Here is a 23,275-nt window from a genome sequence, read left to right as displayed (position 1 = left end):
GGCGATTGGCGAAAGTCGGCAAGACAGCTGATCTCCCCCCTCGTGGGGGAGATGTCCGGCAGGACAGAGGGGGGCGCCGTAGAGTGCAAACCTCGCAGAACTGCGGAGGCGAGAATGCCTGACCGCTCCTTCCTCGACTGGCCCTTCTTCGAGGACCGCCACCGCGAGCTCGCCGAGCGTCTCGAAGCCTGGTGCCAACGAAATCTCCCTGTCGATCATCACGACATCGACGCCGCCTGTCGCGAGCTCGTGGCGAAACTCGGCCGCGACGGCTGGCTGAAGCCGACGGCGCTCGACCCGGCCAGCCCCGAACCGCTCGACGTGCGCACGCTCTGCATTAAACGCGAGACGCTGGCGCGCCACGATGGGCTCGCCGATTTCGCCTTCGCCATGCAGGGGCTGGGCGCCGGTGCGATCACGCTGTTCGGCACGCCGGAGCAGCAGCAGTGGCTCACTAAGACACGCGCGGGCAAAGCGATCTCGGCTTTCGCGCTGTCGGAGCCGCGCTCGGGATCGGACGTCGCCAACATGGAGATGACCGCTGTCCGCGACGGCGGCGACTATGTGCTTTCCGGCGAAAAGACCTGGATCTCCAATGGCGGCATCGCAGACCTCTATGTCGTGTTTGCCCGCACCGGCGAGGCGCCCGGCGCGAAAGGGATTTCCGCTTTCGTCGTGCCAGGCGATGCGAAGGGGCTCAGCGTCGCCGAGCGGCTCGAGGTCATCGCGCCACACCCGCTGGCGCGGCTCTCCTTTGACAATGCCCGCGTCCCGGCTTCCGCGCTTATCGGCAAGCCCGGCGATGGTTTCCGCATCGCCATGTCGGTGCTCGACGTCTTCCGCTCGACGGTGGGCGCGGCGGCACTCGGCTTCGCACGACGCGCGCTGGACGAGAGCGTCAAGCGGGCGAGCGAGCGCAAGCTGTTCGGCGCGCCGATGGCCGAATTGCAGATGGTGCAGGGCCACATCGCCGACATGGCGCTGGATGTGGATGCCGCCGCGCTCCTCGTTTACCGCGCCGCCTGGACCAAGGACATGGGCGCCGCGCGGGTGACGCGCGAAGCGGCGATGGCCAAGCTGTTCGCCACCGACAAGGCGCAGGAGGTGATCGACAAGGCGGTGCAGCTGCATGGCGGCGACGGCGTGCGCAAGGGCCACATCGTCGAGAGCCTCTATCGCGAGATCCGGGCGTTGCGCATCTATGAGGGCGCTTCGGACGTGCAGAAAGTGGTGATCGCCAGGCAGGTGATAGGCGGGGCGTGACGCGATGCCTTGCGAACCAAATTTGAAATAAGGGGAGGCCAGACATGCATACGATCCTGCAGCCCGAAGGCTGGACCAAGCCGATCGGTTACGCCAATGGCGTTGCCGCACAAGGACGACTGGTGTTCGTCGGCGGCCAGGTCGGCTGGAACGCCGAGTGCAAATTCGAGACCGACGACTTCGTCGGCCAGGTGCGCCAGACGCTCGCCAATGTCGTCGCCGTGCTCGCCGAAGCCGGCGGTGGGCCGCGGCACATCACCTCGATGACCTGGTACTTCACCGACAAGGCCGAGTATGTCGGCAACCTCAAAGGCATCGGCGAAGCCTACCGCGACGTGATCGGCCGGCATTTCCCGGCGATGGCCGCCTTGCAGGTGGTGGCGCTGGTCGAGGACCGGGCCAAGGTGGAGATTCAAGCGACGGCCGTCATTCCGGAATAAACACCATCACTTCGTCATCCACGGGCGGAGCAAGGAGCGATAGCGACGCAGCGCAGACCCGAGGATCCATTCCGTGACTTCAAAGCGCCGCCACGGTGCGGAATTCTGCTCCGCCGCGCCCTGCGTACGAGGTAACGGAATGGACCCCGGGGTCTTCGCTGCGGAGCTTCGCTCCTGCTTCGCCCTGGGATGACGAAGTTGGGAAGCCCCAGCCAACAGGCAACCGATCAGACCTTATCCGCGCAGTCCTGCTTGTCTCAAAATCGGCAGCACGTGGTCGCAGAAATAGGGCAGTTCCTGGGTGTAGTTGACGAAGGACAGCGCGATGCCCTGGTAGCCATGCGCGGCGATCGCCGCCATGTCGGCGGAAATCGTTTCCGGCGTGCCGATCAGCGGATATGTGCCAGCGCCGCCGGCGAAACGCTGGCGGTAGCGGTCATAGGCATGCGGATCATGCGACTGCGAGAATTCCTTCTTGCCGGCCATATGGGCATCGACCGCTTCGTGATCGGCCATCGTGACGGCGTAGCGCGTGTAGTAGGCTTGCGCCTCCTCCATGGTCGGGCGGCAGACCACATGCGCCACGGTGTAGACGCCTACGTCGCGGCCCGCCTTGGCGGCTCGCTCGCCGATATCGGCGACATGCTTGCCGGCATCGCTCATCTCCGAGAAGGCCGTGAAAAGATAGTCGCATCTGGCGGCGGCGAAATCCCGGCCCGGTCCGCCGAAAGCGGCGTTCATCGTCACCGGCCGCGGCGCCTGCAGGCTGGCCGGCCGGCTCACCGCCTCCTTCAGCCGATAGTAAGCGCCCTCATAGTCGAGCGGCTCGCTCGATGCATAAAGCCGTTCGAGTATCTCGATCCACTCGGCTGCCTGGTCATAACCCTTCTCGACCAGCGGCGTGCCGAACATGCCGAATTCCTTCGGGTTCCAGCCGCAGACGATGTTGAGCCCCGCCCTGCCCTGGCTGATATGGTCGACCGTCGCCAGCGCCTTGGCGGCATAGAGCGGATGCACCAGCGGCACATGCACAGTCATGAACAAGCCGATCTGTTCGGTCACGGCGGCAAGCGCCGCCGCCCAGGTGAAGGTCTCGAAGGAGAATTCGCGCACCTTGTTGCGGCCGCCGAAGCCGCGCCAGCGGGCGATCGGCAGCATGAATTCGAGGCCCGCGCGATCGGCGATCTGCGCCGCCGTCAGATTATCCTGCCAGCTTGCCGTCCAGCGTTCCGGCACATCGGTGATGGCCAGCCCGCCATCGGCGTTGGTGGAAAAGACGCCGAGCTTCAGTCTGTTCGGGCCGTGCAGGGGGTGCGCTTTGGTCATGTCCGGAACTCGTGGCGGAAGACCCACACGCTAGGCCCGGAGAAAAATATTTCAAGCCTGAAACAGCTTCGCCTCACCGCAGTTTGCGGATATGCATTGGGCAACGCGAAAAGGGGATAGGCATGAGCGAATTCCGCCAGAAATGCATCGGCAAGGCGAACCTCATCGGGTCCTTCGCCGCCATCCCCCATCCGGTCGCCATCGAAGTGATGGCGTCGTCCGGCCTCGATTTCCTCTGCATCGACTGGGAGCACGCGCAGATTTCGCGCGAGACGATCGAGACCATGCTGCGCGCGGCCGACGTGCACCGTGTGCCGACCATGGTGCGCGTTCCCGGCCATGCGCCGGAAGCGATCCAGGCGGCGCTGGACAGCGGCGCGCAAGGCGTGCTGATCCCGCGCGTCTCGACAGCGGCCCAGGCGGCGATGGCGGTCAAGGCCTCGCGTTATCCGCCGCTCGGCGAGCGCGGTGTCGGCCCTGGCCGGGCCGCCGGCTACGGTTATCGCATTCCCGAATATCTTGCCGCCGCCAATGAGCGGATTGTCGTTGCCATTCAGGTCGAGACCGCCGAGGGGCTGGCCAATATCGAGGCGATCACAGCCGTCGACGGCATCGATGTTGTCTTCGTCGGCCCAGGCGACCTCTCGGTGTCGATCGATGCCGTCGGACCGGCGGGCGCTGACAAGCTCTCCCAGGCGATCAGGACAATCATCGGCGCGGCGGTGGCACATGGCAGGACCGCCGGCATATTTTGCGCCAGCCCGCAGAATGTCGGCCGATGGACAGCCATCGGCGCGAGCTTCTTCGTGCTGGCCAGCGACACGATGTTTCTCGGCGCCGGCGCCGCGGCCAACTGTACCGCCGCGCGCGCCGAACTGAGCTAAGGCATGTTGATATTCAGGTGATGCCGGCCTGACCTCAACACGCCTAATGACGATCGCGGTCAAAAGGCGTATCGGCGAAGCGACAGGCCAGCCAACTTTTTAAGCTTAAAACTTTTGCCTTGAAAAGCGCCGCGCTTTGGATAGCATCCGAAGCTGATGCGACTGCCGTGGCGGAGGGGCTTTTCCGGTCGGTCCATCGTTGGTGGAAGGGGGTTTCAGTCCTTGTCGTTTGTGTTGCCCCAGTCGTCGTCCAGCGCGCGCTATGCTTTCGATGGCGTGCGGGCGCAAATTCGCGACCTGCACACGGAAAACATCGCAAACCTGGCGGTTCGCGCGCGAGAGCTCGGCGATGTCATCGCACTCTGGTACGGCGAGGGCGACATGGTGACGCCCGCCTTCATCCGCGACGCGGCGAAGGCCGCTTTCGACGAGGGCCTGACCTTCTACGTTCCCAACATGCGCGGGCACGGCCCGCTGAACGAGGCGCTGTCGGAGTACCAGACGCGCATCCATGGCCGCTCGATCCCGATCGCGCGGACCACGGTGACACCGGGCGGCATGCAGGCGCTGTACCTTGCGCTCGAATTACTGGTCGATACAGGCACCAACGTCGTCTATGTCGCGCCGCAATGGCCGAACATCCACAACGCCATCCACCTGATCGGCGGCGAGCCGCGGCCGTTCTCGCTCGACTTCGAGGATGACTGGCGGCTCGACCTCGACCGGCTGTTCGCCACCTGCGACGCGCGCACCCGCGCCATCTTCCTGTCGACGCCGTCCAACCCGACCGGCTGGACGGCGACGCGTGAAGAGATGCAGGCGCTGCTCGACTTCAGCCGGCGCACCGGTATCTGGATCATCTCCGACGAGGTCTATGGCCGGCTCTATTTCGACGGCGACGTCGCGCCCTCGATCCTGCAGATCGCCGAGGACGGCGACCGGGTGCTGTCGGTCAACAGCTTCTCGAAAGCCTGGGCGATGACCGGCTGGCGCATCGGCTGGCTGACCCATCCTTCAGGCGTTGCCGACCAGCTCGGCGCGATGACGCAATATATCAACAGCGGCACCGCGGCCCCGATCCAGGCCGGCGCCGTGGCGGCGATCCGGCAGGGCGAGCCGCTGGTCGAGGAAATCAGACGGCGGATCAGGACCGGCCTCGACCTTGCCTATGACAGGCTGGCGCAAATCCCAGGCATCATTCTGCCGACCAAACCGCGCGGCGGCATGTATGCCTTCTTTGCGCTTGAGGGTGAAAACGACGCCCGGCAAGCCTGCGCCAGTATCCTGGAGACGGCCCGCGTCGGGTTGGCGCCCGGCCATCTCTTCGGAAGCTCGGCAACGGCATTCCTCAGAATGTGCGTCTGCCGCGACCGCGACCAGATAGCGACCGCGCTCACCCGTATGGTCGCCGCCATGAATTGACGCCCCGCTGGGAGGCGGGACGGCAAGAAACCGTGCGGGGTCAGCCCTGCCCGATCAACAACCAGAGGGAAGACCCAGAGGGAAACCAAATGAGCTTTACGCGTCGCAACCTGCTTGTTCTGGCCGCCGCCATCGGCATCGCCGCCGGCCCCGCTACCGCTTATGCCGCCGATGTGCTCAATGTCGGCGCCTATCCGACCAATCCGCCCTTCGAATACAAGAACGAGAGCGGCACTTTCGAAGGCTTCGAGGTCGACATCGTCAACGAAGCGGCCAAGCGCATCGGCATGACCACCGACATCGCCGATCTCGGCTTCCAGGCGCTGTTCGCCGCCACCACTTCCAAGCGCATCGACGTCGCCATCTCCTCGATCACCATCACGGCAGAGCGGCTGAAGTCGCAGTCCTTCACGCAGCCCTATTATGATTCCGACATGGGCATCGCCACCAAGACCGACAGCGCGATCAACGCCGAGGCAGACCTCAAGGGCAAGGTCGTCGGCGTGCTGTCCGGCTCAACCGGCGAGACCTGGGTCAAGGACCACCAGGCAGCCGACGGCTTCAGCGACGTGAAGGGCTACGACACGCAGCAGAACCTTTTGCTCGACCTCAGCGCCGGCCGCGTCGACGCCGCCGTCAGCGACGTCCCCGGCATGCAGTACTCCTTCCAGAAGATGAAGGACCTCGTCGTCAAGCAGCGCATCAAGACCGGCGAACAGTACGGGTTGATGATGACCAAGGACCATCCGCTGCTCGGCAAGCTGAACGACGCGCTGACGGCGATGAAGAAGGACGGCACGCTGGCCGCCATCCACAAGAAGTGGTTCGGCACCGATGCGCCGGCTGATTCCTCCACCGTCAAGGAAATGCCGCTGCCCAAGGCCTGAGCGGACTGACGAAAAACGAGCCGTGTCGGCTTTCGATGCCCGCGCGGCTCGTTTCCTTTCTCCCGGAACCGCAGGGCAGACCTGATCTGATGTTTCGGGCCTCTACCCTCGTTTTTACGCAATTCCGGACGGAAAACCGTTTCACACGTTTCCTGGAATTGCTCTGACACGGTTTCGGGAACACCCCATGTCGCTGATCGACACCTTCTTCAATCCCGACGTTATCGCGTCGAGCCTGCCGGCGCTGCTGCGCGGCTTCCTCAACACGCTGCTGCTCGGAATTATGAGCATCGTCATCGGCATCGTCATGGGGCTGGCGATCAGCCTGGTGCGGCTCTACGCGCCAAAACCGCTGCGCTGGCTCGCCATCGGCTACACCGACATCTTCCGCGCCTTGCCGGTGCTGGTCGTGCTGATCCTGATCTATTACGCGCTGCCTTTCCTCGGCATCCGCCTGTCGTCCTGGGCGTCCGCCGTGACGGCATTCGCCATCATCATGTCGGCCTATTCGGCCGAAGTGTTCCGCTCCGGCATCGAAAGCATTCCGAAGGGCCAGTTCGAGGCGGCGCAGGCGCTCGGCCTGCCGTTCATGCTCACTCTGCGCAAAGTGGTGCTGCCGCAAGCCATCCGCGTGGTCATCCCGCCGATGACCAGCAACTGCGTCTCGATGTTCAAGGACACCTCGCTTGCCTCGACCGTGGCGCTGCCGGAACTCTTGAAGGAAGCGACCAATGCGCAGTCGCTCTACGCGAACCCCTCGCCGCTGATCGGCGCGGCGCTGGTCTACCTGATCTTCCTCTGGCCGATGGTTCGCCTGGTCAGCCTGCTCGAGCGCCGCTTCCAGACAGAGAAGACGCGCTGACGCCAACCAGTCCCCATCCAAGTCCTTCGCAGGAGCTTACCCGTGAACAAGCATCAGACAGACAATGCGAACGCCGCCGCGTTCCCCGTCGAAAAGATTCGGGCGATGTTCCCGGCGCTGCAGCGTGCCGGCGACTTCATCTTCATGGACAATGCCGCCGGCGCGCAGATCCCGCAAAGCGTGCTCGACGCGGTGACCAACCATCTGGTGTCGCACAATGTGCAGCGCGGCGGCCGCTATGGCCGCAGCGTCACCGTCGACCAGTCGGTGGCCGAGGCGCGGACAAGCGTCGCGCTGCTCATCAATGCCTACAGCCCGTCCGAAATCTGCTTCGGCATGAACGCCACATCGTTCATCCGCCTGGTCAGCCTCGGCATCGGCCAGATGCTTTCCAATGACGCGGTTGGGGGACGCGACGAGATCGTCGTCACCGACATGGACCATGACGCCAACATCGCCACCTGGCTGGCACTGGAATCGGCCGGCGCCAAGTTCAAATGGTGGCGCATGCGCGAGGACGGCAATCTGCATGTCGACGATCTCAAGCCGCTGGTGTCGGAGCGCACGCGCCTCGTCGCCTGCACGGTGACGGCGCATTCGATCGGCTCGATCGTCGATGTCGCCTCGGTGGCCAGGATCGCGCATGCGGCAGGCGCCGAAGTGTTCCTCGACTGCGTGCATTACGGGCCGCACGGACTGATGGACGTGCAGGCCTGGGACTGCGACTATCTCGTCTGCTCCGGCTACAAGAATTTCTCGCCGCATATGGGCTTCCTGTGGGGCCGCTTCGAAACGCTGAAGCGGCTGCCGACGTTCCGCGAGGATTTCATCCCCGACGAGCCGCCCTACAAGGTCGAGGCCGGCACCTTCATCTACGAGAACGTGTCCGGCATGGACGCGGCGGTGCGCTATCTGGAATCGATCGGCCGCAATTTCCTGCCCGAAAACAACCGCTCGCGCCGCGACAACATCGTCGCCGGCATGAACGCCATTCGCGACTACGAGCTGATGCTGGCGCGCGAGATGCTGAAGGCGTTGAAGGATTGCAATGCCACCATTTACGGCGTCGGCGACGAGGCGCGCATTCATGAGCGCGTGCCGACCTTCTGCTTCAACATCGGCACGCTGTCGCCGCAGCGGATCGTCGAGGAGATGGCGGCCATGCAGATCGGCATCCGCGATGGCCACATGTACGCGCCGCGGCTGATGAAGCGGCTCAACCTGTCGATGGACAGCGGCGCCATCCGCGCCTCGCTGGTGCACTACAACACGGTGGAGGAAGTGCACAAATTCGGCGAGGCACTGCGGGCGATTATTGCGAAGTTGTCGTGATCTGATTTCGTGGCGAAATGTCGGCGGGACAGCACCCCCCTCTGTCCTGCCGGACATCTCCCCCGCAAGGGGGGAGATTGGCAGCTTCGTCGGCGGCGCTCTTCATCCGACGTAGGCGATTGGCGAAAAGCATCGTGACATCCGATCTCCCCCCTTGCGGGGGAGATGTCCGGCAGGACAGAGAGGGGTGTGAAGGAACGCGGCGCCACAGGCACCTTCTCAATCGTCCTATCCCAGAAGCTCCCGCGCCAGGACGAAGCAGAGGTCACGCCGCTTTCTTCTTCGCCAGCCTGGCCTTGATGCTCGCGATGTCGGCGCGCGGCGTCGCGGCGAACAGCGTCTTGGTGTAGGCGTGCTTGGGGTCGGAAAAGACCTCGTCGCGCGGGCCGTATTCGACCGCTTCGCCGAAATACATCACCATCACGTCGTCGGCGATGTAGCGCACCACCGAGAGGTCGTGGCTGATGAAGACATAGGTGAGCTGGAACTCGTCCTGCAGGTCGGCGAGCAGGTTCAGCACCTGCGCCTGCACCGAAAGGTCGAGCGCCGAGACCGGCTCGTCCAGCACCAGCAAGCTCGGGTTCAGCATCAGCGCGCGGGCAATGGCGATGCGCTGGCGCTGGCCGCCGGAGAACATGTGCGGGTAGCGGTTGTAATGCTCCGGTCCGAGGCCGACCTTCTTCAGCATCTTCATCGCCAGGTCGCGGCGCTCTTCGGCCGGCTTGTCGGTGTTGATCAAAAGCGGCTCGCCGAGCACGTCGCCGATCTTCTGGCGCGGGTTGAGCGAGCCATAAGGATTCTGGAAGACGATCTGCACCTTGCGGCGCATTTCCTTCGACAAGCCATCCCTGGCGATGTCGACCTTGTTGCCGTCGATGAAGAGTTCTCCGGAGGTGGCCGGATCGATCAGCGTGATGATGCGGGCTAGCGTGGACTTGCCGCAGCCGCTCTCGCCGACGATGGCAAGCGTCTTGCCCTTCTCGACGCTAAAGGACACGCCCTTGACCGCGTGCACGGTGCGCGCGCCGCGGAACAGGCCGCCGCCGACATGGTAGTCGCGCTTGATGTCCTTGCCTTCGACGACCTTGGTCATGCGCCGGCTCCGGTCATGTACTAGCTCCCTGGGGCGCCGGCTCGAACAGCATGTCGGAGACGGTCGGCAGCCGGTCGCCGACGGCGTTCTCCGGCAGCGCCGAGAGCAGCGCGCGGGTGTAGTTGCTCTTAGGCGATTCAAAGAGCGACAGCACGTCGGCCTCTTCCATCTTGCGGCCCTTGTACTGGACGATGACGCGGTCGGCGGTCTCGGCCACCACGCCCATATTGTGGGTGATCATGATCAGGCCCATGCCGTATTTGGCCTGCAGCGAGACCAGCAGATCGAGGATCTGCTTCTGGATGGTGACGTCGAGCGCGGTGGTCGGCTCGTCGGCGATCAGGAGCTTGGGGTTGCAGGCGATCGCCATGGCGATCATGACGCGCTGGCACTGGCCGCCCGACATCTGGTGCGGGAAGGAATTGAGCCGCTCCTCCGGTTCCGGAATGCCGACCTGCTTGAAAAGCTCGATGGCGCGCGCCCGGCGCTGGGCCTTGTCCATGCCCATGTGGAAGCGCAGCACTTCCTCGATCTGGAAGCCGACGGTGAAGCAGGGATTGAGGCTGGCGATCGGCTCCTGGAAGATCATGGCAATATCCTTGCCGATGATCTTGCGGCGATCGGTCGGGCTCATCTTCAACATATCGCGGCCGTTGAAGGTCATACGGTCGGCGGTGACGGTGGCGGTCCAAGGCAACAGGCCCATGACAGCCAGCATCGACACCGACTTGCCGGAGCCGGACTCGCCGACGATGGCGAGCACCTCGCGCTCGTCGACATGGAGCGAGACGCCGTCGACGGCGCGGAACGGGCCGGACGCGGTCTGGAATTCGACGACGAGGTTCTGGATGTCGAGCAGCGCCATCACGACCTCCTGAGCTTGGGATCGAGCGCATCGCGCAGGCCATCGCCGACCAGGTTGATGGCAAGCACGGTGATGAGGATCGCGAGACCGGGGAAGGTCACCACCCACCAGGCGCGCAGGATGAATTCACGCGCCGAGGCAAGCATGGTTCCCCATTCCGGCGTTGGCGGCTGGGCGCCGAGGCCGAGGAAGCCGAGCGCTGCGGCTTCCAGGATGGCGTTGGAGAAGGACAGCGTGCCTTGGACGATCAACGGCGCCAGGCAGTTGGGCAGGATGGTGGCAAGCATCAGCCTGATATGTCCGGCGCCGGCGACCTTGGCCGCCACGACATATTCGCGGCTCTTCTCGGCCATCACGGCGGCGCGCACCAGGCGGGCGAAATGCGGCTGCAGGACGAGCGCGATCGCCAGCATGGCGTTGAACAGGCCGGGGCCGAGGATGGTGACCAGCACCAGCGCCAAGAGCAGCGACGGGAAGGCCAGGATCAGGTCCATGACGCGCATGATCGCGACGTCGACCCAGCCGCGGAAATAGCCCGCCAGCAGGCCGAGCGTGATGCCGCCGGTGAGCGCCAGCGTGACCACCACCGCGCCGATCAGCAGCGAGAAGCGCGCGCCGTAAAGCAGGCGCGAGAGGATGTCGCGGCCGACCGGGTCGGTGCCGAGCAGATATTGCGTCGAGCCGCCATCCTGCCAGGCCGGAGGCCGCAGGAACGCGGTCTTGTCCTGCACGTCGGGCGCATAGGGCGCGAGCAGCGGCGCGAAGAGGGCAGCCAGCACCAACAGGATGAAGACGAACAGGCCGATGACGGCGCCGCGGTTGACCGAGAAATAGTGCCAGAAGGTCTTGAGGCCGGTGAGGCGATCCGGGCTGCCGGCGGCCATCGGGGCGATTTCGGTCTGGCTCATTTATGCCGCCCTGATGCGTGGGTTGATGACGGCGTAAAGCACATCGACGATGAGGTTCACCGCCATGACGATGAGGGCGATCAACAGCAGACCCGATTGCACGACGACATAGTCGCGCTTGAAGATGGAATCGACCATCCACTTGCCGATGCCCGGCCAGGCGAAGATGGTTTCGGTGAGGATGGCGCCGGCGAGCAGCGTGCCGACCTGCAGGCCGATGGTGGTGACGACCGGGATCAGCGCGTTGCGCAGCGCGTGCACGCCGATGACGCGGCCCGCCGAAAGGCCCTTGGCGCGCGCGGTGCGGACATAGTCTTCGCCCAGCACTTCCAGCATGGCCGATCGCGTCTGGCGCGCGATCACCGCCAGCGGAATGGTGCCGAGCACGATCGCCGGCAGGACGAGATGGCTAAGCGCCGAGCGGAAGGCGTCCCATTTGCCGTAGAGCAAGGTGTCGATCGTCATGAAGCCGGTGATCGGCTTGAAGAAGAACTGCAGGCCAATGCGGCCCGAGACCGGCGTCCAGCCGAGATAGCCGGAAAAGAAGATGATGAGCAAAAGACCCCACCAGAAGATCGGCATGGAATAGCCGACAAGCGCCGTGCCCATCAGCGACTGGTCGAACCAGGAGCCGCGCTTGACGGCGGCGAAGATGCCGGCGGGAATGCCGATGATCATGGCAAAGATCATGGCGAAGAAGGACAGCTCCAGCGTCGCCGGGAAGAGTGTCTTGAACTCTTCGAGCACCGGACGCTTGGAGGAAATGGAGACGCCGAAATCGCCGGTGGCGACCTCACCGACATAGCGTGCGTATTGCTCCCAAATCGGCAGATTGTAGCCGAACTGTTGCTTCAGCTCTTCATAGCGCGCCGGCGCGACGCCATGCTCGCCGGCCATGGCGAGAATCGGGTCGCCGGGCAGCAGCCGCACGAACGCGAAGGCGCAGATGGTGATGCCGACAAGGGTCGGGATCAGGAGGGCGATTTTGTTGAGAAGATATCGGAGCATCTTGAATGGAATGGGGCGGCGCCAAAGTTTACGCCGCCCCGTTCGCAATCTTATTCGGCTTTGTCAACGCCGTCGAAGCGGTGAATGCCGAGCGGGTCCATCTTGTAGCCGGTGACGTTGTTGCGAACGACCGAATAGACCTGGCTGTGGGCCAGCAGGAAGGCGGGCGCTTCCTTGGCGAAGATCACCTGCGCCTGCTCATAGAGCTTGGTGCGCTCGGCCTGGTCGCTGGTCTTCTTGGCCTTCTGGATCAGGTCCTCGAAGTCCTTGTCGCACCAGCTGGAGTAGTTCGACACGCCGATGGCGGAGCAGGCGAAGAGAGTGGCGAAGAAGTTGTCCGGATCGCCATTGTCGCCGGTCCAGCCGATCTGGAAGGCGCCGGGACGATCCTTCTTCTTGCCTTCCTCGCGATACTTCGTCCACTCGTAGTTGACGATGTTCGCCTTGACGCCGACCTTGGCCCAGTCGGCCTGAATCAGCTCAGCCGCGCGCTGGAAGTTCGGGTTGTAGGGACGAACGCGATCGGCAGCCCAGAGCTGGATTTCCTTCAGCCCGGCAGCCTCAAGCACCTTCTTGGCCTCATCCGGATTGTAGGCGTCGGTCTTCACGTCCTTGTCCCACGACCACATGGTCGGCGGGATGAGGTTCTCGGCCGGGGTGGCGCCGGCGTCCTGGAACAGCGACTTGATCAGGGCTTCCCGGTCGATCGCCTGGTTGAGCGCATGACGCACTTCCGGTTTGTCGAGCGGCGGGATCGTGGTGTTGTAGCTCATATAGCCGATGTTCAGGCCGGCCTGATCCATCAGGGTCACGTCCTTGTTGGCCTTGATGGTGGCGATGTCGGCCGGGTTCGGATAGGGCGCGATGTCGCATTCGCCAGCCAGCACCTTCTGGATGCGGGCGGTCGCGTCAGGCGTGATGGCGAAGACGAGATCGTCGATCTTTTCCTTGCCCTTGAAGTAGTCGGGATTGGCCGCATAGCGGATGACCGAATCCAGCTGGTAGTCGACGAACTGGAACGGACCGGTGCCAATCGGCTTGGTCGAGAAGTCGGCCATCTTGCCGTCCTTCTGCAGCTGGTCGGCATATTCCTTCGACACGATCGAGGCGAAGTCCATGCCGAGATTGGCCAGCATCGGCGCGTTCGGCTCGGTCAGCGTCAGCTTGACGGTGAGGTCGTCGCCCTTCTCCCACTTGGCGACGTATTTCGGCATGTCCATGCCGGTGTAATAGTCCCAGGTGAGGTTCGGCAGATACTTGTCGCCGTTCCACGGATTCTCCTTGTTGAACTGGCGATCGAAGGAGAAGACGACGTCGTCGGCGTTGAGGTCGCGCGTCGGCTTGAAATAGTCGGTTGTCTGGAACTTCACACCCGGATGCAGATGGAAAGTATAGACCAGGCCATCGTCGGAAATTTCCCACTTGTCGGCCAGACCGGGCTCGATCTCGGTGCCACCATGCTTGAATTCGACCAGTCGCGAATAGACGGTGCGCGAAGACGCGTCGAAGTCGTTACCGCCGGTCGTCGTACCCGGATCGAAATTGGCCGGCGACGCTTCCGAGCAATAAACGAGCGTCTTAGCACTGGCCATGCCGCTGAGGACGCTTGCAGCCAGCAACGCGGCTGCAAAAGTCATTGTCTTTTTCATTGAGCACTCCCTGATGTTCTCTCAAGCCCCTCTATCAGGCTCGCGAAGGGCGCATATAAGCACCGTTTCTTCGCCTTTGGAACACCTCGTTTGCGTACCCCATGGGAAGCGGGAAAAGAATCTAGCTTTTGCTCCAAATGCAGAAAAAGTTAGCAGTTTTTTCTGCTCACGACATTATTAACGATGGCGATTTTTTATTGATCGGCCGCCTTTCGAAATGGCGGCGTCAGGCATGGCTGCCTGGAATTGCCCTCCGTCCAAGCACGATGCGGAAGGCGATCGAAGCACAGCGTTTCGACGGCAAATCTTTCCCCGCATTGCCGCTGGGGCAAGGCTTGCACGGTCGCCGATAGAGGCAATACATAGACGATGGGCGGGATTTCCGGAAAATCCGCAACCGGCGAGGAGGACGCTTCGTTTGGAGGCGGGCGCCCGGATAGAAGGCGACAGGGAGAGACAGGTGGCAAGAGCAGCCAAGACGACAGCCGCGGCGAAAGCAAGGGCCAAGGCCGCCGCCGGAAGCGATGCGCCCAAGGCTATGAAGGCCGCAGCCACGCCGAAGACAAAGGCGGCAGCAAGGCCTGCGCCCGCCAAGTCCGCCGCGAAACCAGCCACCGCCAAACCCGCAGCGGCAAAGTCCAAGCCGGCAACCGCGAAAGTGGACAAGCCGGCAACAGCAAAAGCGGAAGCCGTCAAGCCGACCACCGCCAGACCTGCCTCGAAAGGCCTGCCGAAAGCGATCACCGAGCTCACTGTCGGCCTGCCGGAAAAGCCATGGCTGAAAAGCTATCCGAAGAACATGCCGGCCGAGATCGGCGCCCTGCCCTACAAGTCCATCGGCGACTTCCTGGTCGGCGCCTGCAAGCAATTCGGTGGGCAGCCGGCCTTCGTGTGCATGGGCAAGTCGATGACCTATGCCGAGCTCGAGCGGCTGTCGGCCGCGTTCGGCGCCTACCTGCAGGCGAGAGGCCTGGAGAAGGGCGCGCGCGTGGCGCTGATGATGCCGAACGTGCTGCAATATCCGGTGGCGATGATGGCCGTCCTGCGCGCCGGCTACACGGTGGTGAACGTCAATCCGCTCTACACGCCGCGCGAGCTGGAGCATCAGTTGAAGGATTCCGGCGCGCAGGCGATCGTCATCCTCGAAAACTTCGCCGGCACGCTGCAGGCGGTGATCGCCAGGACGCCGGTCAAGCATGTCATCGTCGCGGCGATGGGCGACATGCTGGGCGGCCTCAAGGGCGCCATCGTCAACCTCGTCGTGCGGCGGGTAAAGAAGATGGTTCCGGCATGGTCGCTGCCCGGCCATGTCAAATTCAACGCCGTGCTCAAGACCGGCGCGACCATCGCCTTCAAGCCGCCCACGGTCTCCGGCGACGACATCGCCTTCCTGCAATATACGGGCGGCACCACCGGCGTCTCGAAGGGCGCTGTGCTGCTGCATCGCAACGTGCTCTCGAACGTCGCGCAGAATTCGCTTTGGGTGGAGGACGCCTATACGGTGAAGCCCAAGCCGGCGCATCTCAACTTCATCTGCGCGCTGCCGCTCTATCACATCTTCGCGCTGACGGTGAACGCGCTGATGGGCATGCAGCAGGGCGCGCAAAACGTGCTGATCCCCAACCCGCGCGACATTCCGGGCTTCGTCAAGGAACTGGCGAAATACCCGATGCACATCTTTCCCGGCCTCAACACGCTGTTCAACGCGCTGCTCAACAATGAGGAGTTCCGCAAGCTCGACTTCAAGCCGCTGATCCTGACGCTGGGCGGCGGCATGGCGGTGCAGAAGGGCGTCGCCGAACGCTGGAAGGCGCTGACCGGCTGCCCGGTGAGCGAAGGCTACGGTCTGTCCGAAACCTCGCCGGTGACGACCGCCAACAAGTTCAGCTCCAGCAACTTCACCGGCACGATCGGCCTGCCATTGCCTTCGACCGAAATCGCCATCCGCGACGACGACGGCAACAACGTGCCGCTCGGCGAAGTGGGCGAGATCTGCATCCGCGGCCCGCAGGTGATGGCCGGCTACTGGAACCGGCCCGATGAGACCGCCAAGGTGATGACCAAGGACGGCTTCTTCAAATCCGGCGACATGGGCTTCATGGACGAACGCGGCTACACCAAGATCGTCGACCGCAAGAAGGACATGATCCTGGTCTCCGGCTTCAACGTCTATCCCAACGAACTGGAAGAGGTGGTGGCGCATCACCCGGGCGTGCTCGAAGTGGCGGCGATCGGCGTGCCGGACGAGCATTCCGGCGAAGTGCCTAAATTGTTCGTGGTGAGGAAGGACCCGGCGCTCACCGTCGAGGCGCTGATGGCCTATTGCCGAGAGAACCTGACCGGCTACAAACGGCCGAGATTCATCGAGTTCCGCACCGAACTGCCGAAGACGCCGGTCGGCAAGATCCTGCGGCGGGCGCTGCGGGACCAGGCTTGAGCGATCCTTCCGCCGGCAAGACACGTGAGCGAGGCGAGCGGCTCGATCCGGCGGAATTCATCAAGGCGAACATGCGGCTGGCGCCGGTGCCGTCAGTGCCGGAGGTACAGCTCCATCAGGCGCATCCCGGCAGCGGACTGCGGCGGCTGCTCGAACCGGACGACGACAGCGACGGAAACGCGACCGAGCCACAGCCGCCCTATTGGGCCTATGCCTGGGCCGGTGGCGCGGTGCTGGCCCGCTATATCCTCGACCGTCCGTCGATCGTCGCCGGCAAACGGGTGCTCGACCTCGGCGCCGGCTCGGGGCTGGTCGGCATCGCGGCGGCAAAGGCCGGAGCGCGCGCGGTGATCGCGGCAGAGATAGACCGCAACGGCGCTGTGGCGCTCGGCCTCAACGCGCAAGCAAATGGCGTCGCCATCGAGATCGTCGGCAAGGACATTACCACCGGTCCGCCGCCGGCGGTCGAGCTGGTGCTGGCGGGCGACGTCTTCTACGCGCAGGACGTGGGGCAGCGGATGATGCCGTTCCTCGACCGCTGCCTCGCCGCCGGCATCGACGTGCTGGTCGGCGACCCCGGCCGCGCCTGGCTGCCCAGGCCACGGCTTTGCCTGCTCGGCGAATACCAGGTGCCGGATGTCGGCGGAAACGGCGGCAGCGAGCCCAGGCCCAGCGCCGTGTTCGCTTTCGTGGCGGAACGTGGTTAGCCCGCCGGAACGTTCACCCGCGCGGCCAGGAAATCAGGCAGGTCGGCAACCGAATCCAGAACGACGTCCGCCATCGGCGCCAGCGAGTCGCGCGTGCCGGTGCCGGAGAGAACGCCCACCGCCAGGCCGCAGCCGCCGGCGCGCGCCATTTCGAGGTCATGGCGGTTGTCGCCGACCATGGCGATCTCGCCCGGTTTTAGCCCGGTCAGGTCGCAGAAAGCGACGACCGTGTCGGGCGCCGGCTTGGAATTGGCAACGGCGTCGTAGCCGAAGGCAGCATCGAAGAGCTGCGCGATGCCCAGCGTAGCGAGCGTCCTTTCGGCGCCGCTGGTCGAATCGTTGGTGGCAACGCCCATCCGATAGGATCGTTTGTGCAGTGTCCGCAGCGAGTCGATGACGCCCGGCAGCGCGACCGCCATGGCCGACCCCTGCACCGAAGTGATCTCGTTGAAGCGGGAAACGGCGTGCATCTGGTCCTCCTCGGACAGACGCGGGAACCAGAGCTCGACGACGTCCATGTTCGAACCGGAAGCGAAGATCGAATCGGGCTTGAAGCGTTTCGTGACGAAGTCGAAGCCGGCGGCGGCAAGCAACCTATCCGCTTTCCAGCGGTCGCCCTCGGCGGCATCCATCGCCATGAAGTCGGCGACGCCGAGCCAGGTTGTGTTGAAGTCGACAAGTGTGCCGTCCTTGTCGAACAATATTCCCTTGATATCCGCCAATCCCGTTTACTCCGCGCCACGCAATTGGTGGATATGTCCCACCAGTCCGGCAGTCGAGGCGTCGCGCTTTGCGGCAGTCTCCTTACCCTCCACGACAGGCAGCAGGCCGGTCGCCAATTCCTTGCCCAACTCAACACCCCATTGGTCGAAGGAATTGATGTTGAACAGCGTGCCCTCGACGAAGACGCGATGCTCGTAAAGCGCGATGACCCGACCCAGCGTGCGCGGATCGAGCTTTCTATAGAGAATGGTCAGCGAGGGGCGATTGCCCGAGAAGACGCGGTGCGGCGCAATGCGATCGACGTCGGCCGGCTTCATGCCCTTGGACAGCATCTGCGCGCGCGCCTCTTCCAGCGTTCGCCCCTTCATGAAGGCTTCCGACTGCGCCAGGCAGTTGGCGAGCAGCAGATCGTGCTGGTGCTTCAGTTCAGGCTCGTGACCGACGGCGGCGGCGAGGAACTCGACCGGGATAAAGTCGGTGCCCTGATGCAGGAGTTGGAAGAAGGCATGCTGGCCGTTGGTGCCGGGCTCGCCCCAGACAAGCGGACCGGTCGGCGTGGCGACCGCGGTGCCGTCCAGCGTGACGCTCTTGCCGTTCGATTCCATGTCGAGCTGCTGCAGATAGGCCGGCAGGCGCGACAGGCGCTGGTCGTAAGGAATGACGGCACGGGCCGGATATTTGCAGACGACGCGATGCCACCAGCCGATGAGCCCCAAAAGCACCGGCAGGTTCTTTTGCATCGGCGCGGTGCGGAAATGCTCGTCCATCTCATGCGCGCCATCGAGGAAAGCGCGGAAATTGCGCGGGCCGACGGAAATCATCACCGGCAGGCCGATGGCGCTCCAGACCGAGTAGCGGCCGCCGACCCAGTCCCAGAAGCCGAAGACGCGGTCCTGCTCGATGCCGAACTTCGCCACAAGGTCGAGGGCGGTCGAGACGGCGGCGAAATGCTTGCCGACCGCTTCCTTGCCAAGCGCCTTCTGCACCCAATCGCGCGCCGTTTGCGCATTCGTCATCGTCTCGACCGTGGTGAAGGTCTTGGAGGCGATGATGAACAAAGTCGTTTCGGGAGACAGGCCCTTCAGCGTGTCATGGATGTGGGCGCCGTCGATATTGGAGACGTAATGCGCGCGCGGCCCATCATGGTAGGGCGCTAGCGCCAGCGTCACCATCGCCGGGCCGAGGTCCGAGCCGCCGATGCCAATGTTGACGATGTCGGTGATCTTCTTGCCGGTGGCGCCAGGCGCCTTGCCGGAGCGGATGGCGTCGGCAAAGGCGCCCATGGCGTCGAGCACGGCAATCACGTCGGCCTTGGTATCCTGACCGTCGACGATCACGCTCTTGCCGGTCAGGTTGCGCAGCGCGGTGTGCAGCACGGCACGATTCTCGGTGATGTTGATCTTCTTGCCTTCGAACATCGCGGCGCGGCGGCCCGCGAGATCGGCCGCGCCCGCGAGCTTTTCCAGCATCGTCATCGTGCTTGCGTCGACCGCGCATTTCGACCAGTCGAGCAGAAGATCGCCATCGGTGGCGGAGAATGTCTCGAAGCGTTTGGGATCGGCGGCGAAGGCCTCGCGCATGGTGCCCCTGGCCGCCGCGCGCTGCTCACGCAGAGCGGCGACCTGCTTGTCGAAGCTTGACTGATCCACTGGCGGGCTCCTGGCGGGTTTTTAGACCATTTTAACAGGCCGGATGTTTCCGGCGCGTGTCGGCGCGTCATTCTATCGAGCCGATTTCCATTTCGTTCAAGCGGTGCCGATGACGCACCTCGTCACGCTTTGATGAGGGGTGATATTGGACGGTGAGGAGGCGGGAATTTCGCCGCGACGATCCTGCGCATCGCGAGGCGACGATGCTGCCCATCGCGCCTGGGGTGGTGCCACGACGACGCTGCGCGTCGCGCTTTAACGCGTTGCGACGACGCTCCGCGTCGCGCTTGATAGATCACTGGCATAAATCCCAGCGATCAGAAAAATTGATTGGCGCAACCCCTTATGCCACCCATACACTCCACTGGTCCAGCCAAGTGAAAACAGCTGGCCATCCGAGGAAGATTTCCCATGCCACAGCGCAATGACACGGCCATATGGTCCGGCCTGTTCCGGATTTCGGCTGAATCCGGCCAAACCCTTCAGGCGCAGATCCGCCAGGCGATCGTCGCGGCCATTCTCGACCGACAGATCGCCGCCTCGATGCCGCTGCCGTCCTGCCGCATTCTCGCGGAAAAACTTGGGGTTGCCCGCGGCACGGTGGTGCTCGCCTTCCAGCAGCTGGTCGACCAAGGCTTCCTGGTCGCGCGCGAACGGCGCGGCCATTTCGTCAATCCGGACGTGCTGGCCACCCCCGCCAAGCCGCACCAGAAGGCGCCGGACCAGCAGAACGAGATCGACTGGAAGGCGCGCCGGCAGATCGCCGCAAGCGACATGCCGCCGCCGGCCAAGCACGACAACTGGATCAAGTCCTCCTACCCGTTCGTCTACGGCCAGTTCGATCCGGCGCTGTTTCCGACCGCCGAATGGCGCGAGTGCAACCGCATGGCGCTGGCAGTTCTGGAGATCCGAAACTGGGCATCCGACATGGTGGACCGCGACGATCCGCTGCTGATCGAGCAGATCCAGGCCAGGCTTCTGCCGCGGCGCGGCATCTTCGCCAATCCGGACGAGATCATCGTGACGCTGGGGGCGCAGAACGCGCTCTATATGTTGGCCACGCTCTTGATGACCAAGGGCTCGAAAGTGGCGATGGAAGACCCCGGCTACCCCGATGCCCGCTCGATCTTCCGGCTGGCCGGCGCCGATATCCAGCCGGTCCCGGTCGACCAGTCGGGCATTGTGACCTCGTCGATCCCCAGCGATTCCGGCTTCGTCTTCGTCACGCCCAGCCACCACTGCCCGACCATGGTGCCATTGTCGGCGGAGCGGCGGCAGGATCTTCTGGCGCGCGCCAACCGCAACAACCAGATCATCATCGAGGACGGCTATGACAGCCAACTGCTCGACGAGGCGCCGCAGCAGGCGCTGAAGAGCCTCGATCGCTCCGGCCGCGTCATCTATGTCGGCTCGATGTCGAAGACGCTGGCTCCGGGTCTCAGGCTTGGCTACATCGTGGCCTCGGCCGGGCTGATCGCCGAGCTTCGCGCGCTGCGCCGCTTCATGCTCAGACACCCGCCGGCGAACAACCAGCGCGCCGTTGCGCTGTTCCTGTCGCTCGGCCATCACGAGGCGCTGGTGCGCAGGCTTTCCACCGCCTTCGACGAACGGCGCAAGCGTCTGGTCCATGCGATTTCCGCTTTCCTGCCAGAATGGCGCTCGACCGACTCGGCGGGCGGCACATCGCTCTGGCTGGAAGGGCCGCGCGGTACCGATTCACGTGGCCTGGCCGAAGCCGCCGCTTCGCGCAGCGTCATCATCGAACCCGGCGACCGGTTCTTCGACCGCAGCGAAAAGCCCTCTCGTTTCATGCGCTTGGGCATCTCCTCGATCTCGCTGCAGCATATCGAGCCGGGCATCCGCGAACTCGCCACCGCCGCCGGCCGCAGGCCTGCGGCCGCCTGACCGCCACAGACTTCCAAAAAGGGCCGGCGCTGCGCCGGCCCTTTTTGTTTGGGCGCCCTTATCGCTTTAGAAATCTGGCATATTCGACGGGATTGGCTGGCTCATAGGCTGCACCAATGCCGACGGCATAGTCGGGGCCAGAAGGGGACGAGGCAGGCCGATGGTGGACCAACCGCCGCGCCAGCTTCGCAGATTAAGACAAAAGGTGGAGTGCTTCCATGTCAGTGGCTCTCGAGAAGCAGGAAGCGTCGTCGGACCAGCGTTCGCGGCGTTCCGGCGGGCGCGAAGCGCGTCGTGCAATGCGGGCAGCGCCCTTGGCCGACGACATCCGGCCGGTGCGGGCAGGCCTCGAGGGCGGCAGCTACGGGCCATTGAGCCAGAACGATCGCGAGCGCATCCACGAAGCGGTGCTGACGCTCCTGGAGACGGTCGGCTTCGCCAACGCCATCCCGTCCTGCATCGAGGCGCTGACCCGGGTCGGCGGCACCTATGGCGATGACGGCCGCATCCGGCTGCCGCGCGCGCTGGTGCTGGACACGATCAAGAAGGCCGCGCGCAACTTCACCCTCCACGGCCAGGATCCGAAGCACGACATGCTGATCCAGGGCAAACGCGTGCATTACGGCACGGCGGGCGCGGCGGTGCATCTGGTCGACGTCGAGAAGCGCGAATACCGCGAATCGCTGCTGCAGGATCTCTACGACGCCGCCCGTCTCGTCGACGGGCTCGACAACATCCATTTCTTCCAGCGCACCATGGTGCCGCGCGACATTCCCGATCCGCTCGATATGGATTTCAACACGCTCTATGCCTGCGTGATGGGGACATCCAAGCATGTCGGCACCTCGTTCACCGTGCGCGAGAACGTCAAGCCGGCGCTGGAAATGCTCTATGCGATCGCCGGCGGCGAGGAGAATTTCCGGGCGCGGCCGTTCGTGTCGAACTCGAACTGCTTCGTCGTGCCGCCGATGAAGTTCGCCGAGGACGCCTGCGGCGTGCTCGAGGCCTGCGTCGAAGGCGGCATTCCGATCCTACTTCTGTCGGCCGGCCAGGCCGGCGCCACCGCGCCGGCGGCGATTGCCGGAGCTGTCGTGCAGGCGGTGGCGGAAGTGCTGATGGGCCTGGTCTATGTCAATGCCATCAAGCCCGGGCATCCGGCGATCTTCGGCACCTGGCCCTTCGTTTCCGACCTCCGCACCGGCGCCATGTCCGGCGGCTCGGCCGAACAGGCGGTGCTGACCGCGGCCTGCGCGCAGATGGCGCAATATTACGACCTGCCGGGTGGTTCGGCCGCCGGCATGACGGATTCGAAACTGCCCGACATCCAGTCTGGTTATGAAAAAGGCATCACCGACGTGATGGCCGGTCTTGCCGGCCTCAATCTCGTCTATGAGTCAGCCGGCATGCATGCCTCGCTGCTCGGCTTCTGCCTGGAAAGCCTGATCATCGACAACGACATGCTCGGCCATTGCCTGCGCTGCGTGCGCGGCATCGAGGTGACCGACGAGGCGCTGTCGATCGACACCATCGCCGATGTCTGCATGAAGGGTCCCGGACACTATCTCGGCAACGATCAGACGCTGAAGCTGATGCAGACCGAATATTTCTATCCCGCCGTCGGCGACCGTTTCTCGCCCAAGGAATGGAACGAAAAGGGCCGGCCCGACATCCTGTCGCGGGCGATCGCGGAGAAGAAGCGCGTGCTTGCCGAGCGCTTCCCGCGCCACGTCTCGCGCCTGCTCGACGACAAATTGCGCGCCCGCTTCGGCGAGATGATCAAGTTGCCGCGCAACAAGATGGGCGGCTAGGACGCATTGATATTCAGGTGAGGCCGGCCTGCAAATGGCGGCTTCCTGTGCTTCCGGCCTTCGCCGGCCGAAGCACTCATGGGCGGCGGCGCGGAAGTTAAAGCTAC

19 protein-coding genes are annotated in these 23,275 nt (G+C 64.1%); 11 read left to right on the top strand and 8 right to left on the bottom strand.

Annotation, left to right across the window (positions count from 1 at the left end; translation table 11 throughout):
• Nucleotides 1-114 precede the first annotated feature (114 nt).
• Both FJ417_RS04370 and FJ417_RS04365 read left to right on the top strand, forming a co-directional pair.
• Nucleotides 115-1,263, top strand: coding sequence for an acyl-CoA dehydrogenase family protein (locus FJ417_RS04370; RefSeq protein WP_140782600.1), 1,149 nt, complete (start codon nt 115-117; stop codon nt 1,261-1,263).
• Between the two features lie 44 nt (nt 1,264-1,307).
• The gene (locus tag FJ417_RS04365) at nt 1,308-1,703 is read left to right on the top strand and encodes a RidA family protein (RefSeq protein ID WP_140782599.1); all 396 of its coding nucleotides are present in this window, start codon (nt 1,308-1,310) and stop codon (nt 1,701-1,703) included.
• A 234-nt stretch (nt 1,704-1,937) separates the two neighbouring features.
• Here the strand turns inward: FJ417_RS04365 and FJ417_RS04360 are convergent, their stop codons facing one another.
• Nucleotides 1,938-3,029: an LLM class flavin-dependent oxidoreductase gene (locus FJ417_RS04360; RefSeq protein WP_140782598.1), complete on the bottom strand. Its 1,092-nt coding sequence runs from the start codon at nt 3,027-3,029 to the stop codon at nt 1,938-1,940.
• Nucleotides 3,030-3,151: 122 nt separating this feature from the next.
• Here FJ417_RS04360 and FJ417_RS04355 point away from each other — a divergent pair, with 122 nt between their 5' ends.
• The 5 genes from FJ417_RS04355 to FJ417_RS04335 all read left to right on the top strand — a co-directional run bounded on the left by FJ417_RS04355 (nt 3,152) and on the right by FJ417_RS04335 (nt 8,416).
• The gene (locus FJ417_RS04355) at nt 3,152-3,913 is read left to right on the top strand and encodes an HpcH/HpaI aldolase/citrate lyase family protein (protein WP_140782597.1); all 762 of its coding nucleotides are present in this window, start codon (nt 3,152-3,154) and stop codon (nt 3,911-3,913) included.
• 222 nt (nt 3,914-4,135) lie between these two features.
• Nucleotides 4,136-5,335: a pyridoxal phosphate-dependent aminotransferase gene (locus FJ417_RS04350; RefSeq protein WP_140782596.1), complete on the top strand. Its 1,200-nt coding sequence runs from the start codon at nt 4,136-4,138 to the stop codon at nt 5,333-5,335.
• Nucleotides 5,336-5,424: 89 nt separating this feature from the next.
• Nucleotides 5,425-6,222: an ABC transporter substrate-binding protein gene (locus tag FJ417_RS04345; protein WP_140647095.1), complete on the top strand. Its 798-nt coding sequence runs from the start codon at nt 5,425-5,427 to the stop codon at nt 6,220-6,222.
• A gap of 187 nt (nt 6,223-6,409) precedes the next feature.
• Nucleotides 6,410-7,084 carry an amino acid ABC transporter permease gene (locus FJ417_RS04340; RefSeq protein WP_140647094.1) on the top strand — a complete coding sequence of 225 codons (675 nt, stop codon included), beginning with the start codon at nt 6,410-6,412 and terminating at the stop codon, nt 7,082-7,084.
• A 42-nt stretch (nt 7,085-7,126) separates the two neighbouring features.
• Nucleotides 7,127-8,416 (top strand): cysteine desulfurase-like protein, encoded by a 1,290-nt coding sequence (locus tag FJ417_RS04335; protein WP_140782595.1) that lies wholly within the window; start codon nt 7,127-7,129, stop codon nt 8,414-8,416.
• Nucleotides 8,417-8,681: 265 nt separating this feature from the next.
• On the opposite strand, the gene FJ417_RS04330 is transcribed toward FJ417_RS04335, so the two are convergent.
• Genes FJ417_RS04330 through FJ417_RS04310 form a run of 5 tightly spaced genes read right to left on the bottom strand, consistent with a single transcriptional unit; the run spans nt 8,682 to nt 13,939 of the window.
• A complete protein-coding gene (locus FJ417_RS04330; protein WP_140647092.1) occupies nt 8,682-9,509 on the bottom strand; it encodes a dipeptide ABC transporter ATP-binding protein in 828 nt (275 codons plus the stop codon).
• Nucleotides 9,510-9,522: 13 nt separating this feature from the next.
• Nucleotides 9,523-10,374, bottom strand: coding sequence for an ABC transporter ATP-binding protein (locus tag FJ417_RS04325; RefSeq protein ID WP_140658317.1), 852 nt, complete (start codon nt 10,372-10,374; stop codon nt 9,523-9,525).
• Nucleotides 10,374-11,282: an ABC transporter permease subunit gene (locus FJ417_RS04320; protein WP_140647090.1), complete on the bottom strand. Its 909-nt coding sequence runs from the start codon at nt 11,280-11,282 to the stop codon at nt 10,374-10,376. The genes FJ417_RS04325 and FJ417_RS04320 overlap by 1 nt, the downstream gene beginning before the upstream one ends.
• Nucleotides 11,283-12,290: an ABC transporter permease subunit gene (locus FJ417_RS04315; RefSeq protein WP_140782594.1), complete on the bottom strand. Its 1,008-nt coding sequence runs from the start codon at nt 12,288-12,290 to the stop codon at nt 11,283-11,285. It lies immediately after the preceding gene.
• A gap of 50 nt (nt 12,291-12,340) precedes the next feature.
• Nucleotides 12,341-13,939 (bottom strand): ABC transporter substrate-binding protein, encoded by a 1,599-nt coding sequence (locus FJ417_RS04310; RefSeq protein ID WP_140782593.1) that lies wholly within the window; start codon nt 13,937-13,939, stop codon nt 12,341-12,343.
• A 460-nt stretch (nt 13,940-14,399) separates the two neighbouring features.
• On the opposite strand from FJ417_RS04310, the gene FJ417_RS04305 reads away from it, so the two are divergent.
• On the top strand, nt 14,400-16,376 hold the full coding sequence (locus tag FJ417_RS04305; protein ID WP_140782592.1) for a long-chain fatty acid--CoA ligase: 1,977 nt from the start codon (nt 14,400-14,402) through the stop codon (nt 16,374-16,376).
• A 71-nt stretch (nt 16,377-16,447) separates the two neighbouring features.
• On the top strand, nt 16,448-17,083 hold the full coding sequence (locus FJ417_RS04300; RefSeq protein ID WP_140782605.1) for a 50S ribosomal protein L11 methyltransferase: 636 nt from the start codon (nt 16,448-16,450) through the stop codon (nt 17,081-17,083).
• Here the strand turns inward: FJ417_RS04300 and FJ417_RS04295 are convergent.
• Both FJ417_RS04295 and pgi read right to left on the bottom strand, forming a co-directional pair.
• Entirely contained in the window at nt 17,080-17,805 is a 726-nt protein-coding gene (locus FJ417_RS04295; protein ID WP_140647086.1) for an HAD family hydrolase, read from the bottom strand. The genes FJ417_RS04300 and FJ417_RS04295 overlap by 4 nt on opposite strands.
• A gap of 6 nt (nt 17,806-17,811) precedes the next feature.
• Nucleotides 17,812-19,455 carry a glucose-6-phosphate isomerase gene (gene pgi / locus FJ417_RS04290; protein ID WP_140782591.1) on the bottom strand — a complete coding sequence of 548 codons (1,644 nt, stop codon included), beginning with the start codon at nt 19,453-19,455 and terminating at the stop codon, nt 17,812-17,814.
• 411 nt (nt 19,456-19,866) lie between these two features.
• Here pgi and FJ417_RS04285 point away from each other — a divergent pair, with 411 nt between their 5' ends.
• Both FJ417_RS04285 and FJ417_RS04280 read left to right on the top strand, forming a co-directional pair.
• The gene (locus FJ417_RS04285) at nt 19,867-21,360 is read left to right on the top strand and encodes a PLP-dependent aminotransferase family protein (RefSeq protein ID WP_140647084.1); all 1,494 of its coding nucleotides are present in this window, start codon (nt 19,867-19,869) and stop codon (nt 21,358-21,360) included.
• Between the two features lie 218 nt (nt 21,361-21,578).
• Nucleotides 21,579-23,168: a trimethylamine methyltransferase family protein gene (locus tag FJ417_RS04280; RefSeq protein ID WP_140782590.1), complete on the top strand. Its 1,590-nt coding sequence runs from the start codon at nt 21,579-21,581 to the stop codon at nt 23,166-23,168.
• The last annotated feature ends 107 nt before the right edge of the window (nt 23,169-23,275 follow it).

It is taken from the genome of Mesorhizobium sp. B3-1-7, from assembly GCF_006439385.1.
In the GTDB taxonomy this organism is placed as follows: Bacteria; Pseudomonadota; Alphaproteobacteria; order Rhizobiales; family Rhizobiaceae; genus Mesorhizobium.
Note: the sequence above shows the minus strand (reverse complement) of the source record. Positions and strands in the feature narration are given on the sequence as shown.